Source organism: Peribacillus sp. SRI_006, assembly GCF_057586375.1.
Genome location: NZ_JBYCZT010000006.1, coordinates 29,042 through 41,729, shown reverse-complemented (window position 1 = coordinate 41,729; position 12,688 = coordinate 29,042). Strand labels below are relative to the sequence as shown.

Below are 12,688 nucleotides of genomic sequence, written 5' to 3'. Positions count from 1 at the left end.
AATTTTGTTTGAAGAATAGAGTGAACATAAAAAAAAAGCAGAAGTCTATAAGACTCTGCCTTTTTAGGGTGTTTTTTACCTTTGGAAAAATTCAATCCACTCTTTTTCCGGTCCATATACGTAGAAATAGCGATAACCATTCGGAAGGGTGACAATCTCTTCATCAATCAGTTCGGTGTTATCCAAGCTTTTGATCCGGGCATATTCTTCTTCGATATCATCCACGGTAATGGCAAAATGGTGGATCGTTGCTTCGGAGGGAAGTGTGTCGCTATATCCCTGAATCAATTCTATTTCTGTTTCGTCCGACTCTTCGTAACCGAGGAATGCCAGTTCGATCACTCCATTAGTATGAGTCATGCGTTCCTTTAATTTCAAATCCAGCACATCTTGATAAAAGGCGATGGATTTTTCAAGATCTTTTACAACAACGCCAATGTGATCGACCCTTTTTACAGCCAAGAAATCTTCCTCCTTCATTAAATCCGTATGCAACTTGCTAATAGTAGTATATATAAGATTATTCGGAATTAAATTACTTTTTTATAGCCGTTTTTAGATAATTTTTAAAATGATGTTAATAAAGGGGAATTATTGGTAAATAATGAAAAAATGATAAATGGCTTATGGGATAATACTTTTCTTCCATAGTATCTCTTGATAGATTCTTTTATTGGAAATAAATGTATTCATCATTTTCCAGGGCAAAAATTTGTTTCTAAATGGAATAGTCGATATACTATGGAAACAACTCCATTATTAATGGATAGGAGAGGAGAGGTAGTATGGGAAAAATTCGTGAAGGTGAAGTTTTCACTCTTACTGATGACAGTGATGAAGGCCATGAAGTTGAGGTTTTAGGTTCATTGGATGTAGAAGGAACGGAATATGTTGCAGTAGGCTTGCTTGAAGATATTGAAGAGGATACGGATGAAGATATCGATATTTTCTTTTTCAGGGTCGAAGGCGAAGGTGAACTGCTCGATATCGAATCGGATGAAGAATTCGAAAAGGTATCATTGGCGTTTGAAGCGGCATTTGAAGCGAAAGAATGACAAGATAAAAGACGGCACAATGTGTGCCGCCTTTTTTATATGTATAAGGAAAGTATCGGCCCCGCCTTCGCCAAATACCATGATAGCCACGCGTGCTATCCAGCCTTACTTAAGTATAGGGTTGTATTATTGATAGGACGTGTACTACATATGAAGATTTTGTTAATAAACGGAGTATTTTTCCATATCGAAGACATAGGACTGATGCCGATAATGCCTTATTGGCAAGATTGCTTAGGGCGGAAGGCTATGGCCTGCGAAATTTAGCCTATGGTTCTTCAGGCCACCGGGAGATTGCCCGGCAACCTGGTATAATCAGCCCCTTGTTGGGCGTTTCAAGCTCCATTGCTTTTATGAACCAACAGGTACAGAATGTCCCAATATTTATAATACATTTTAAGGAAATGGCTGAACTTTATGGGGGTTTGGCCTCTATGTGCATCAATCCTTAACTTGGAAAAAACATATGATAAAACTGGCAAATGATTTACTGATACTGTAAAATTGACACTGTAAATTTCCGGATAAGAAAGGAATAAAAAATTGATGAGTAAAAGGCTTATTGATTATGGACAAGGGCAAATGGGAGAACAGCCGGAGGATAGTACCGAGAAATTCAAGTCTTTCATGGAGAACAACCCGGACGCCATTTCCATTGTTGATCTGGAAGGAAAGACCCTTCAGGTGAATGCAGCTTTTGAAGAGTTTTTCGGATGGACGAATGAGGAGCTCATTGGCATGCCGTTTCCAATTATTCCTGATTTCTTGAAGGAGTCAGTCAATGAATTGCATGACCAAATTAAGGCTGGGGTACAAAAGAAAGGCTTTGAAACGGTCAGGTTAAGGAAGGATGGCCAGTTAATCGATGTAAGCATCTCCCTGTTTAATATCCGCGATAATGAAAATGAGCCGTGCGCATTGGTTTTCGTTTATCGGGATATTACGAATCAAAAACTTGCTGAAGCTGCCTTGAAGGAAAGTGAACAAAGGTATCGCAGTTTAGTGGAGGTGTCACCTGAAGCGATTTTTGTACATCGCAATGGGATCATCGAGTATATGAATCCCATGGGGGCAAAAATGCTTGGGATGGATAGTGTGGAAGATATTATCGGTAAATCGGTTTTTCAGTTCGTCCACCTGGAGTCCCGGGAAAGTGTACAAAAAAGAATCGAAATCATGAGGGACGATCATCAGGCGGTTGGTTTACTGGAACAAAAGTTCATTCGGCTTGACGGACAAGAATTTTATGGAGAAACACTCGGTCTTCCGATTATTTATAAAGGGCAACCAGCCATTCAGGTATTCTGTAGGGATATTACGGAGCGTAAAAAGACCGAAGAGCTGATCTGTAAATCCAATATGTTATCGGCGGTAGGACAGATGGCTGCAGGCATCGCACATGAAATAAGAAATCCATTAACTACGGTCAAAGGGTTTTTGCAATTATTAAGGGAAGACCCTGAGCAAAAGGACTATCTTGAAATGACGGTCAGTGAAGTTGAAAAAATCGAAATCCTGGCCAATGAGTTTTTAAGTTTAGCAGAGCCTGAAGCGAAGGTTTGTGAACTCATTCAGCTTAACGAGATATTGGACAGTGTGATTACGTTAGCCGAATTTCAAGCGATATTGAATGATGTCGAAATCATCAAGGAATATACTACGGATACGGCATCAGTCTTTGGCGAACCGAATCAGTTAAAACAAGTATTCACGAATGTCGCCAATAATGCGATAGAAGCCATGCCGAATGGCGGTAAACTTCATATACAGTTAAACCATGAAGGTGACTCTGCGATGATCCGGTTCATTGATCAAGGCTGCGGAATCTCAAATGAACGCATGAAGCATCTAGGGCAGCCTTTTTATAGTACATCTGAAAAAGGAACAGGGTTTGGGCTCATGGTCAGCACCAAAATCATCCATGAACATAATGGGGAAATTCATTTCACTAGCGAAGTGGGAGAAGGGACGATTGTGGATATCAGTCTCCCTATCTATGAAAGTTCACAATGAAAAGTGACGAGAAGCCATGCTCTCGTCACTTTTTGGTTCATAGTTTAACGATCGTCCTGCCTCTTGCTTCCCCTTTTAATAGGGTAGGAAGGACGTCAGGCAATTCTTTAAGTGTAATTTCCTGTTGAACGAGCTGTTCCAAATCTTCTAATTTAAAGTCCGTGGCAAGGCGATGCCAAACTTTCAATCTTGTATCCATCGGGCAATTGACCGAATCAATCCCAAGTAGATTAACACCTCTTAGGATGAATGGGAAGACGGTGGCAGGAAGGCTTGTCCCAGCTGTCAATCCGCTGACCGCCACAGCTCCGCCATACTTGATTTGGCTAAGGACCGAAGCTAACGGTTCACCGCCGACGGGATCTACCGCCCCGCTCCACTTCTGTTTGCCCAGAGCCCGAAGCTTGCCATCATATACATCTTCACGCGATACAATGGTCGACGCACCGATTGCCTTCAAATATCCATGTTCCGATTCCTTTCCTGTACTAGCCTCAACGGAATAGCCAAGTTTGGAAAGGATCGAGACGGCAAAACTGCCGACCCCGCCAGTTGCACCAGTGACAAGAACGCTCCCTTGCTCAGGTGTGAGGTTATTTTCTTCCAGCCGCAGAACCGATAGTGCTGCAGTGAAACCGGCCGTTCCGATGATCATCGCCTCTTTCATTGTTAGGCCATCAGGAAGCGGGACGACCCACTCTGCAGGAACACGGGCAAATTGACTATAGCCCCCTGATTGGGAAACGCCAATTCCATAGGAGGTCGCAATGACTTCGTCTCCTTCTTTAAAGCGGGAATCCTCGGATGAAACGACAACACCAGCCATATCAATTCCCGGAACGATCGGATAGCTGCTGACAATGTTTCCATTTGGAATGGCTGCAAGGCTATCTTTATAGTTCACACCGGAATAATGAACACGGATGAGCACTTCGCCTTGAGGTAGATCATCAAGTGATAGCTCCTGAATGTTAACGGTGAATTGATCATCTTGCTTATTCACGACTAATGCATCAAATTGCTGTATCATGGTTCGTTCCCCCTTATAATAATGAATCTATCCCATTATAAAAGAAAAAATAGGGGAATGTATAATGATACAATTCGAAATAAGTAGCGCTTCCTTTTCTTTCTGCTACTAAAAATGGTACTATTAGATTTGATTCAGTTCATATTAAAGGAGATGTTTAACATGGCTAAAAAAGGATACATACTTATGGAAAATGGAGAAAAAATCGAATTCGATCTTTTCCCGAACGAAGCACCTAACACAGTGGCTAACTTCGAAAACTTGGCAAACACAGGATTTTATAATGGCGTAGTCTTTCACCGTGTAATCCCTGGTTTCGTAAGCCAAGGCGGAGATCCAACAGGTACAGGCGCAGGCGGAAGCGGCACACAAATCAAATGTGAAACAGAAGGAAACCCTCATAAACATGAGGCAGGAAGCCTATCTATGGCACATGCTGGAAAAGACACAGGCTCAAGCCAATTCTTTATCGTGCATGAACCACAACCGCATCTTAACGGTGTTCACACAGTATTCGGTAAAGTGACTTCTGGACTTGAAACAGCCAAAGCTATGAAAAATGGCGACAAAATGGAAAAAGTCGAAGTTTTTGACGCTGAATGATGGAAGCGAAAAGAGGGGGCATTATGCTCCCTCTTTCTTTTTGCTCTGTTCATGAGCGAAGACAGGGAAATATAAAGTCATTTTGGCGTCATGCTTTCAGTGAAACGATATTTGACCTCTGTCAAGGTTTCGGAAATATCCCATAATCTTTTCGAAGTTTCTTCATTATATAAGGTATCGATGACCTCGTCTTTTCTGGGAAAGCCTTTTCTGCCCTTCTTTCCATCGGGTCCGATATACTCCCCGCCTGTCAATGAAGGTTCCGTTGCGGCATAAAGGGTAGGCAATGCTCCCATACTTGCCGGCTGGGTGATGGTTTTGGAAAGAAAGTGCACGAATCTATTTATGGGTTTGCCGGAACCGCGGGACATGAGATTAGTATGGGAAAGGCCCGGATGACAGGCAACACTGATCGGGGTTGCGCCATGCTGGTTGAATTTATTTTGTAATTCGCGGGCGAATAGTAGATTGGCCAGTTTGCTTTGCCCATAGTATTTCATTGGTTTATAACCGTTTTCACCATTTAGATTTTCGAAGTCTATATATCCATTGATGGCGGCCAAGCTGCTCAAGGTGACCACGCGCGATTTTGGCGTAGAAAGGATACACGGAAGAAGGAGGCCTGTCAAAGCAAAATGACCGAGGTGATTGCAGCCGAATTGCAGCTCGAAGCCATCCTTCGTCCTACTGTAGGGCGGAATCATCACACCTGCGTTATTGATGAGGACGGAGAGAGATTCATAGTTTTCCTGAAAGGAAGCGGCAAAATGCCGAATGCTGCTCAAATCACTTAAATCTAGCTCCATCACACGTACATTTGCCTTTGGATGGACCGATAAGATTCTATCGACCGCCTTTTCACCCTTTGAAGCATTCCGGACCGCAAGGATGATCTCTGCCCCCTTAGCGGCCAATGCAAAAGCCGTTTCGAAGCCAAGCCCGCTATTTGCACCAGTAATCACAATGGTTTGCCCCGATACATCTGCCATTTCTTCGCCATTCCACTTTTCAATCATCCAATCACACCTTTCCACATAGTCTTTACTTATCATATACCCAAATAATTCCTATATGTCACATTCTGTGCGGGGAACAGTGTGCTGTCGTCTATTTTTTAATAAGATTAGCCGCCCATTAAGTAATCCATTATATTTTTCACGATCAAAATGACGGTCACGATGATAAATAATACTCTTACATATGCCACCCCTTTCTTAATGGCAAATTTAGAACCGGCCAACGCTCCTGCTATCATGGAGATTCCCATTGGAATTCCGTAGGAAAAGTTGACGGTATCAAGGAATATGAACATGATCAGTGCCGCCAAATTACTTCCGAAGTTCAAAAATTTGGCATTTCCTGCAGAGTGCAAAAAATCAAAGCCAATCATTAAAAAGGCAAACAAAATGAAGGATCCCGTTCCAGCGCCTAAAAAGCCATCATAAAAACCAATGGCAAATATAGCGAACGCAAATAGTGCAGCCTTTTGCCATGTGAGTGTATGGTAAGTCGATTTCTGGCCCCAGTCCTTTTTAAAAAAGGTATAAATGGCAATAGCTATTAATAGAACCAAGATCATTGGCTTTAATAATTCAGGCGAGACGAAATTGACAACCCAGGCTCCTAGCAGGGAACCTATGAAAATCAATGGGAAAAGTTTTGAAACCAATTTGAAATCAACCTTACCTGAGCGAATGAAAGCAATGGTGCTTGTTAAAGACCCCATGGAACTTGCTAACTTATTCGTAGCGATCGCTGCTGACGGGGAAAGTCCTGAAAATAATAAAGCGGGTATCGAAATCAGGCCGCCGCCGCCGACCACGGAATCAATGAATGCTGCCAAAAATCCGAAAAAAATCAGCAGCAAAAGTGTCGAAATTTGTATATCTTCCATCCAAGAAGCCTCCGTATCGATGGCATTATGGCTGAAATGCTTGTTTTGCTGGAGCCATAATCCATGCGTTCATATTAGTCACTATTTAGATAGTAACTAATAAGAACCATTCTGTAAATAAGAATATTAGAGCCATACCGTTTGAAATCGAATAGATTTCGATAAGAGATTTGGTATGATAGGCATATAACTTACCAAAGCACTAGGAGGTACTATGCAAGATATCATTCAAAAACTACAGTCTCTCGGGTTTAGTCAATATGAAGCAAAGGCTTATGTTTCTTTGGTTCGCCAAGGCCCAACCAGTGCCTATCAAGTAAGCAAGGAGTCAGGAATTCCAAGGGCCCGCATCTATGAAATATTAAATGGACTGCAAGAAGAAGGAATCGTCTTAAAAGAGGAAATCAATGACTCGATAAAATACTCACCGCTGCCAGTCGATGTTTTTTTGGAATCGGTTCAATCAAAATGGAAAAATACCTATCAATCCATCAGCCATACATTAAAGCAATTCGAGAAAAACGAACCGATGTCCGACAATCGTGTAATGACGCTTAAAGGTGAAGGGCACATCCTATCCTTCTGCCGTACCTTGATTCAAAAAGCCGAGAAAAGGGTGGTGGTTTCCCTATGGGACGAGATGTATGGAAAACTTGAACAAGAGCTAATAGGGGCCGCTGCGCATTGCACGCTCAAGGGGATTGCATTTCAGGTTGAAAACCCATTATCAGGTATAGATATACATCGCCAAACAAGCTATGTGGAAACTATCGGGGAAAACAAATGGTTCATCTTATCCATTGATGGCAAGGAGACGATTTACGGCCCTTCGCCCGAAACGAGAGAAACGGCGTTCTACACGGATGATCCCATCCATATCAATTTTCTCGAAAATTACATTTGGCATGATATCCTCGTTAACCGCTTGGTTAAAAAGGATGAAGAAGATGCCGAGAAATGGATTTCAAGTGAAAGAGACCGTTTTTTCTCCCTATAAGATTTGAAAAAAAGCTGATAACCCCATATGCAGGGGATATCAGCTTTTTTATTTTGGCTCTTTTCGAAAAGATTGTTGTTTTTAAAACGAAACTATTTAAGGTTGATTGGAGCGGAAGTGCGAGACTCCTGCGGGATTAGCGGGACAGGTGAGACCCCACAGGCGTTTACGCCGAGGAGGCTCACCGCCCGCACCAAGGAAAGCGTGCATCTGGAGGGGAAATCAACCACACCGCACTACTTGTTAAATAGCAACAAAGTATGCGAAAACAGCCTTTATTTTTCATTCGGCTAAAAGGGTTTTAGGAAATCTGATGGCTGTGGGCAAGCTGGATTTATCTCGATAAGACCTGTAAGACACAATCGTATGATTATGCGCTTGAACGTCCAACTGGAGAACCTGTGAGCTTTTCATTTCCAAATAGTACGTAACGTCTTCTATTTGTAAATGATAAAAAGAAAAAGGTATCCCTAAAAGGTCTTTCCTGATTAGTTTTGTTTCGGGCTGATTGATGATGTGCTCACTCAATTCCGCTATCGTAACAGAAGTTGTTCCTGTAATGGCTGTTATTTTTTCTTTTGCATAATCGACTGCATGACTGAAAGTGCCGGCAATGTTCTTCAAGATTCCGTTCATGGGTGCATCTCCTTTGAATTAGGCTATGTATGTAGTATTATACGCGGCTAATGGTTTATGCAAAAAATCGGCAATGATGATATAGAATCGTCACTTTATGAACATGATTAAGAAGTGTGCAACAAATATAAAAGGGCAATCAAGAAAGGACAGAAGGTCAAAGCATGAGGAATAAAAAAATATTTATGGGCCTGCTTTTCATCGCAATCCTCGCTTTTTCAGCCGTGTTCATTCAGAATATGGATGTCAATTCCAGAGCGGAAAAAGGGGAGGACGACGATGCGGATAATCATGAAAGAATAGAGAAATTGCTGAATAAAATGACGCTTGAAGAAAAAATCGGACAGCTTATGATGGTCGGTTTCAGGGGGACTGAAAAGAGCGATGAAATTACGGAGCTCATCGAACAAAAACATATAGGAGGTGTCATCTATTTTGACCGCAATATGAAATCACCTAAACAAGTGGCCCGGTTATCCAACTCGCTTCAGCAAACGGCCAATCAAAGTGCACATTCGCTTCCGTTGATGGTGGCTATCGATCAGGAAGGCGGGGACATCATCAGGATGAAGGAAAGGGTATCGCCCCTCCCTGCGCAACAGGATCTTGGGAAAAATGCCTCTATTGAGGACATGTACAAGGTGGCCAGGTTGAATGGGACAGAACTGGGCTCCATGGGGATTAACATTAATTTTGCCCCTGTACTTGATCTATCAAAAACGGATAAACGTTCATTGGGGCAAGATCCGGAAAAGGTCTATCAATACGGGAAGAAAGCCATTCAAGGCTTGAATGATGTATCGATAACGGGTGCATTGAAGCACTTTCCCGGCAACGGACGCAGCGAAATCGATCCGCATGTCGAAACTTCATCCGTGGAGGCCAACCAACTGGATCTGGAAAATTCGGATATCTATCCCTTCAAGCAAATCATAAGTGAAATGGATAACCAAAAGTTTTTCGTGATGGTGACCCACATTAAATATCCAGCCTATGATAAAGAAAAACCAGCAAGCCTTTCTAAAATCATCATAGAAGACCTGCTTCGGGGGAAACTCAAATATGAAGGACTTGTCGTTACCGACGATTTGGAAATGGGAGCCGTGAACAAGTACTTCTCCTATGATGAGATGGGGAAGCAGGCAATCCTTGCAGGAGCTGACTTATTACTCGTCTGTCATGAATATTCCCATGAGCTTGAGGTATATAACGGTTTACTGCGATCAGTAAAAGCAGGGGAAGTTCCAATGGATAGAATTAACGAGTCAGTAAAAAGAGTGCTGACATATAAACTTAACAACATGAAGCAAACGAAAGCTGACCCTGATCAAGCTGAAAAAGTCGTGAAAAATCCCGAAAGCATAAAGTTCATCGAAAGCCTGAGCGAGGATGAATAAGCGAAACCGCTCTCTCAAAAAGGTGCTTTTGTTTAAATCAGCTGATAGAGGGAATACTATATAGGACTAACTTGAAGGAGGAAACGAACATGCCATCAAACAAAATGCTTGGAACCGTCCTGATAGGAGCAGCCGCATTTTTAATGCGCAATAAGAAAACCCGTGAAAAAACCATGAGTCAAATAAGATCCCTAGCCACACCAGAAACCATTGATAAGGTGAAGAGCCAATTCCAATCAATAACCAAAACAAAATCAAGTAACCCATCCGTACGTTAAGGTGAATTGACCCCATTAGTAATTCTTAATGGGGTCAAACTGTAGACAAAATAGTTTTAAATGAAAAGTTGAATGGAACGGAAGGTACGAGACTCCTGCGGGAAAAGCGAGTCCAGGGGAGACCCACAGGCGCAAAGGCGCCGAGGAGGTTCCCGGACCGCCCGCGGAAAGCGAGTGCCTGGAGTGGAAATCATATTACTAACCCTCAAATCTGCTGCTTCCGCCCGATTGTCTGCCAAGCCTAATCAAAGCAAGCGGTTTCGGCTAACCAGTCATTCGGCAAGAGTGTAGCAAATTTATTTTTATTCAATCGTCTTCAAAAAACTATCTCCATTAAGTTAATCTTAATGGGGCTTTTTTTATGGTTTAGTGAATTCATCATGTCGGTAAAAGGAAAAGCACTCGTTTCTTTCGAAGACCATGGACAGGCATTCAAAAGTACAAGTGCTTTCATGAGGGATCAATGATCATTCAGCTTCATCTTCGCCGTCATTTTCTTTATTGAACCAAAGCGGATCCTCATTATCGACTTCACCATTATAATTAATCAGGATTTCTTCTCCTGCTTTTATGTCGGTGTAAGCAAAGAAATCAAACGTATGATTCTTGAAGTTTATGTCATACGTAGCGTTGGGTGTATAAGAATGATTAAACAGCATGCCATAGCCTAAAAGCATGGCAGTATGGTTAATTCCATATTCAAACGCATAATCAGCCAGCAATGTCTTCTCAATGAAAACATGCTCCTCGTTCGGATATGCAATGACTGGTGCCTCATGCAAAAGCTCACCTTTTTTAATATCTCGTGTTGCGAATACGCCTCTATTGAACTCGCCATCACTGAGTGTGGAAGTTTTAACTTCAATCATGTTCGTCACCTACTTGTTCTATTCAATATAGTCCAGATCATCTAAGCTTGACAGTTAATAAGAAGAAAAGCAACTATTTTACGGAATTAATCATTTTTAGTAAAAGAATCAGTTTGTTTTTATTGAGGCCCCGCCTGTACCGTAGGACGGAATTCTTCACATGAAGGACGAAAAAAAAAGGGAACGAACGGCCAAAATGATCCTCGGAAGGTAGACCGATTCATAAGATAAAAACACCTCCGCTAGCAGGGAAGCTAGGGAGGTGTTTGATTTATAGGTAAATCTGTTAATTCACACCGACAGCAGTAAAGGCATTTTTGACAGCCGTGACTTCTGCACTGCTTGAACCGTATAAATCAGAGGCCGATTGTATGACGGCCGCTCTGGCTTGTGAAAAAGTAGACGACGAAGTTAAATATGTCGTGTTTGTCCGATAAAAGATGGTTCCTAGTTTATCGATGCCGATTCCGGATACACTCACGCCATGGTGGGTTCCGCCTGCAGAGATTAAATAAGCTGCCTTATTAATGATTCCGCTGTTCGTGTGGACTCCGCCATTATCACCCGTTCCTGTATAACGGTTCGAATAATGGTCAGGGTCCCCATTCAATGTTGGATTAGCCATCGAGCGGAGTGCATCACCGGAAATGTTAGGTGTGTAAATATCTTCCCCGACCAAATAATCGGCTTTGGCACTTTGATTCTTAAATTCTACGACAGTGCCAAAAATATCAGATATCGCTTCATTCAAAGCACCGGATTCATATTGATAGGTAAGGTTCGATTCCGAGGAAGTGACGGCATGCGTCAATTCATGCGCAACGACATCGAGCCCGCCGGACAATGGGATGAACGTCGTGCCATCTCCATCACCGTAAACCATTTGGGTGCCATCCCAAAAAGCATTATTGTATCTTGAGCCATAATGGACGGTTGATTTCAGGATGGTTCCATTACCATCATAGGAGTTCCGGCCAAATGTGGATTTGTAATAATCATAGGTTTTACCCGCATAATAATGGGCATCCACCGCAGCTTTATCGGCAGAAGCAGTAAAAGCATTTGTTGTGTTGGAAAAGAGTGTACCAGGCAATCTTGAACGGTTATTGGCGTTATACGTGTAGATGCCTTTACCGCGTGTATTGTCTTGTAAGTAGTATTGACCGTTGGATAAGGTAGTGTTCAGCGACACCGTATTGTTTAAGACGCCAGTGCCCGTTCCGACGGAGTTGGTCCCCGTCACTTCATCCAATGTATTATATTTATTCAGGATTTTACCCGTTTTGACTGAAATGAAATAATGATGATTTCCTGGTTCCGGACTTAAGAATTTCAAATTGACTTTATATACATAATCGGCCTTGCCTTCATTTGCGTATACATACAGGTCAGATTCAGGTGATTGCTCGTAGGCAGGTGTGAACCCCAGATCCGCTTCAGCTATTTTGATAGCTTCGGATTTACTGATGCCTTTTTTAGCCTTTTTCCCTAATTTCGTGTTTAGATTGGCTTCAACCGTACCGGACACGACGGTCAATACACCTTTAGCGTCAATCAATACGGCTTGTGTGGAGTTCCATACTGGTACGCCTTTATAGGTTTGTTGCAATTTAAGGACGGTATTGCCCAGTTCATCCTTGCTTTCTTTCTCGATCGTGAAGGAGTCCTTCGCCTTTTGCTTTTCTAGCTTGTAAGACTTTTTGTTCTCGTCAAAAAAGGTAAGAATGATATCTTCTGCCGTTTGCTTTGAGGGGTCCGTAAGCTTCCCAGACTTGTATTCTAGCGAATCCCTATGCTTATTGTACTTTTCAACACTTAACACATTTTTTGCCGCTAAAGCTTCTTGATGGGGAATAGCAGAAAATAATAGACCAATTGATAGTGCAGTTCCTAAAAATACCTTACCTTTCATAACA

The 12,688-nt window shown here is 42.2% G+C and carries 13 protein-coding genes and 1 pseudogene; 7 read left to right on the top strand and 7 right to left on the bottom strand.

Annotation, left to right across the window (positions count from 1 at the left end; genetic code table 11):
• Positions 1-75 precede the first annotated feature (75 nt).
• Positions 76-480 (bottom strand): VOC family protein, encoded by a 405-nt coding sequence (locus tag AC2YHV_RS09840; RefSeq protein WP_054398933.1) that lies wholly within the window; start codon positions 478-480, stop codon positions 76-78.
• Between the two features lie 305 nt (positions 481-785).
• On the opposite strand from AC2YHV_RS09840, the gene AC2YHV_RS09835 reads away from it, so the two are divergent.
• The 3 genes and pseudogenes from AC2YHV_RS09835 to AC2YHV_RS09825 all read left to right on the top strand — a co-directional run bounded on the left by AC2YHV_RS09835 (position 786) and on the right by AC2YHV_RS09825 (position 3,068).
• Positions 786-1,055, top strand: a complete 270-nt coding sequence (locus tag AC2YHV_RS09835) for a DUF1292 domain-containing protein (protein ID WP_034310405.1) — start codon at positions 786-788, stop codon at positions 1,053-1,055.
• Between the two features lie 238 nt (positions 1,056-1,293).
• Positions 1,294-1,455, top strand: a pseudogene (locus tag AC2YHV_RS09830) (cell wall hydrolase); the annotation flags it as partial.
• Positions 1,456-1,601: 146 nt separating this feature from the next.
• On the top strand, positions 1,602-3,068 hold the full coding sequence (locus AC2YHV_RS09825; protein WP_268565244.1) for a PAS domain-containing sensor histidine kinase: 1,467 nt from the start codon (positions 1,602-1,604) through the stop codon (positions 3,066-3,068).
• Between the two features lie 37 nt (positions 3,069-3,105).
• Here AC2YHV_RS09825 and AC2YHV_RS09820 read toward each other — a convergent pair whose 3' ends face one another.
• Entirely contained in the window at positions 3,106-4,098 is a 993-nt protein-coding gene (locus AC2YHV_RS09820) for an NADPH:quinone oxidoreductase family protein (protein WP_430756606.1), read from the bottom strand.
• 162 nt (positions 4,099-4,260) lie between these two features.
• On the opposite strand from AC2YHV_RS09820, the gene AC2YHV_RS09815 reads away from it, so the two are divergent.
• Positions 4,261-4,701, top strand: coding sequence for a peptidylprolyl isomerase (locus AC2YHV_RS09815; protein WP_034310415.1), 441 nt, complete (start codon positions 4,261-4,263; stop codon positions 4,699-4,701).
• A gap of 77 nt (positions 4,702-4,778) precedes the next feature.
• On the opposite strand, the gene AC2YHV_RS09810 is transcribed toward AC2YHV_RS09815, so the two are convergent.
• On the bottom strand, positions 4,779-5,717 hold the full coding sequence (locus AC2YHV_RS09810; RefSeq protein WP_487373112.1) for an oxidoreductase: 939 nt from the start codon (positions 5,715-5,717) through the stop codon (positions 4,779-4,781).
• A gap of 107 nt (positions 5,718-5,824) precedes the next feature.
• Positions 5,825-6,595, bottom strand: a complete 771-nt coding sequence (locus tag AC2YHV_RS09805) for a sulfite exporter TauE/SafE family protein (RefSeq protein ID WP_413004466.1) — start codon at positions 6,593-6,595, stop codon at positions 5,825-5,827.
• Positions 6,596-6,809: 214 nt separating this feature from the next.
• On the opposite strand from AC2YHV_RS09805, the gene AC2YHV_RS09800 reads away from it, so the two are divergent.
• On the top strand, positions 6,810-7,592 hold the full coding sequence (locus AC2YHV_RS09800) for a TrmB family transcriptional regulator (RefSeq protein WP_063574812.1): 783 nt from the start codon (positions 6,810-6,812) through the stop codon (positions 7,590-7,592).
• A 282-nt stretch (positions 7,593-7,874) separates the two neighbouring features.
• Here the strand turns inward: AC2YHV_RS09800 and AC2YHV_RS09795 are convergent, their stop codons facing one another.
• Entirely contained in the window at positions 7,875-8,228 is a 354-nt protein-coding gene (locus tag AC2YHV_RS09795; protein WP_063574813.1) for a hypothetical protein, read from the bottom strand.
• A 164-nt stretch (positions 8,229-8,392) separates the two neighbouring features.
• On the opposite strand from AC2YHV_RS09795, the gene nagZ reads away from it, so the two are divergent.
• A complete protein-coding gene (gene nagZ / locus AC2YHV_RS09790; protein ID WP_487373111.1) occupies positions 8,393-9,625 on the top strand; it encodes a beta-N-acetylhexosaminidase in 1,233 nt (410 codons plus the stop codon).
• A gap of 89 nt (positions 9,626-9,714) precedes the next feature.
• Positions 9,715-9,903, top strand: a complete 189-nt coding sequence (locus AC2YHV_RS09785; RefSeq protein ID WP_034310424.1) for a hypothetical protein — start codon at positions 9,715-9,717, stop codon at positions 9,901-9,903.
• Positions 9,904-10,370: 467 nt separating this feature from the next.
• Here AC2YHV_RS09785 and AC2YHV_RS09780 read toward each other — a convergent pair whose 3' ends face one another.
• A complete protein-coding gene (locus tag AC2YHV_RS09780) occupies positions 10,371-10,772 on the bottom strand; it encodes an SET domain-containing protein (protein ID WP_034310428.1) in 402 nt (133 codons plus the stop codon).
• A 286-nt stretch (positions 10,773-11,058) separates the two neighbouring features.
• On the bottom strand, positions 11,059-12,684 hold the full coding sequence (locus tag AC2YHV_RS09775) for a M4 family metallopeptidase (protein ID WP_487373110.1): 1,626 nt from the start codon (positions 12,682-12,684) through the stop codon (positions 11,059-11,061).
• Positions 12,685-12,688: the final 4 nt, after the last annotated feature.

Coding starts and splice junctions, on each gene's coding strand:
- AC2YHV_RS09840 (WP_054398933.1), bottom strand. CDS start 480: ATGAAGGAGGAAGATTTCTTGGCTGTAAAAAGGGTCGATCACATTGGC.
- AC2YHV_RS09835 (WP_034310405.1), top strand. CDS start 786: ATGGGAAAAATTCGTGAAGGTGAAGTTTTCACTCTTACTGATGACAGT.
- AC2YHV_RS09825 (WP_268565244.1), top strand. CDS start 1,602: ATGAGTAAAAGGCTTATTGATTATGGACAAGGGCAAATGGGAGAACAG.
- AC2YHV_RS09820 (WP_430756606.1), bottom strand. CDS start 4,098: ATGATACAGCAATTTGATGCATTAGTCGTGAATAAGCAAGATGATCAA.
- AC2YHV_RS09815 (WP_034310415.1), top strand. CDS start 4,261: ATGGCTAAAAAAGGATACATACTTATGGAAAATGGAGAAAAAATCGAA.
- AC2YHV_RS09810 (WP_487373112.1), bottom strand. CDS start 5,717: ATGATTGAAAAGTGGAATGGCGAAGAAATGGCAGATGTATCGGGGCAA.
- AC2YHV_RS09805 (WP_413004466.1), bottom strand. CDS start 6,595: ATGGAAGATATACAAATTTCGACACTTTTGCTGCTGATTTTTTTCGGA.
- AC2YHV_RS09800 (WP_063574812.1), top strand. CDS start 6,810: ATGCAAGATATCATTCAAAAACTACAGTCTCTCGGGTTTAGTCAATAT.
- AC2YHV_RS09795 (WP_063574813.1), bottom strand. CDS start 8,228: ATGAACGGAATCTTGAAGAACATTGCCGGCACTTTCAGTCATGCAGTC.
- nagZ (WP_487373111.1), top strand. CDS start 8,393: ATGAGGAATAAAAAAATATTTATGGGCCTGCTTTTCATCGCAATCCTC.
- AC2YHV_RS09785 (WP_034310424.1), top strand. CDS start 9,715: ATGCCATCAAACAAAATGCTTGGAACCGTCCTGATAGGAGCAGCCGCA.
- AC2YHV_RS09780 (WP_034310428.1), bottom strand. CDS start 10,772: ATGATTGAAGTTAAAACTTCCACACTCAGTGATGGCGAGTTCAATAGA.
- AC2YHV_RS09775 (WP_487373110.1), bottom strand. CDS start 12,684: ATGAAAGGTAAGGTATTTTTAGGAACTGCACTATCAATTGGTCTATTA.